Origin of the sequence: Pseudoduganella sp. RAF53_2, from assembly GCF_052113985.1 — a bacterium.
GTDB lineage: Bacteria > Pseudomonadota > Gammaproteobacteria > Burkholderiales > Burkholderiaceae_D > Rugamonas.
This window is the reverse complement of the sequence record NZ_JBFRDW010001099.1, coordinates 1-1,014: the sequence shown is the minus strand read 5'-3', so window position 1 is coordinate 1,014 and position 1,014 is coordinate 1. Positions and strand designations below refer to the sequence as shown.

Annotated in this window: 1 protein-coding gene; it reads left to right on the top strand. The window is 62.7% G+C overall.

All coding sequences use genetic code 11. The features are described from left to right. Positions 1 to 99 precede the first annotated feature (99 nt). On the top strand, positions 100 to 1,014 hold a 915-nt coding region (locus AB4Z11_RS32595; RefSeq protein ID WP_442030440.1), incomplete at its 3' end, for a LacI family DNA-binding transcriptional regulator.

Genomic DNA, 1,014 nt, shown 5'->3' with positions numbered 1-1,014 from the left:
GTTTGGAATTCTGGCGTATCCATGGCCCCCATCATACCGGATTAACTGCCGCCATACTGATGCATTGGCACCGGTTGTCGTGCCAGTTACAATCGTCGCATGAAAACCGAGAAACCCGAAATACGATTGCTCAACAGCAGCGCCGAGAYGGTTCCCGCCGGYGGTCCGACTCTGGTGGATGTGGCCCGCGTGGCGGGCGTTTCGGCCATCACGGTGTCGCGCGCGCTGAATCAACCGCAGCTGGTGAAGCCCAACACGCTCGCCAAAATTCAGGCCGCCATCGACGAAACAGGTTATGTGAAGAATATGCTGGCTGGCGGTCTGGCCATGAACCGCAGCAAACTGGTGTCATTGGTCATTCCCAACATCGCCAATCCCGTTTTTGCCGATATGGTGCAGTCAGCCACGGCAACGCTGACCGCTGCCGGCTACCAGGTGCTGCTTGGCCTGGGCGGCTACGAAAGCTGGCGCGAAGAATTACTGGTGGAGACCATCCTGAGCCGCCGTCCCGACGGCGTCATCCTCACCGGCACCCAGCACACGGACAATACCCGCAACCGCCTGCAGAAAGCCGGCGTCCCCGTGGTGGAAACCTGGGACATGACGCCGGCGCCAATCGACATGCTGGTCGGCTTCTCGCACGAGGAGGCCGGCCGCGTCGTGGCCAGCCACCTGCTGGAGCGTGGATATCGCCGCGTGGGCATTGTGACCATGGATGATGGCCGCGCCGTGCGCCGCAAACAAGGCCTGCTGGTAGCGCTAGCAAGGCATGGCGTGGAGGTCGTTGCAAGCGAGGTGTTGTCCGGCGTGGCGACTTTGCCGCTGGGGCGCACTGGCGCGGGGCGGCTACTTGATGCACATCCCGAACTGGATGCGATCGCGGCCAGTTCCGACACCCTGGCGCACGGGGTACTGATCGAAGCAGCCAGCCGCGGCATTGCCGTTCCGTCGCAACTGGCGGTGATGGGCTTTGGCGACCTGAGTTTTGCGGCCCACGTCTACCCTGCCCTGTCC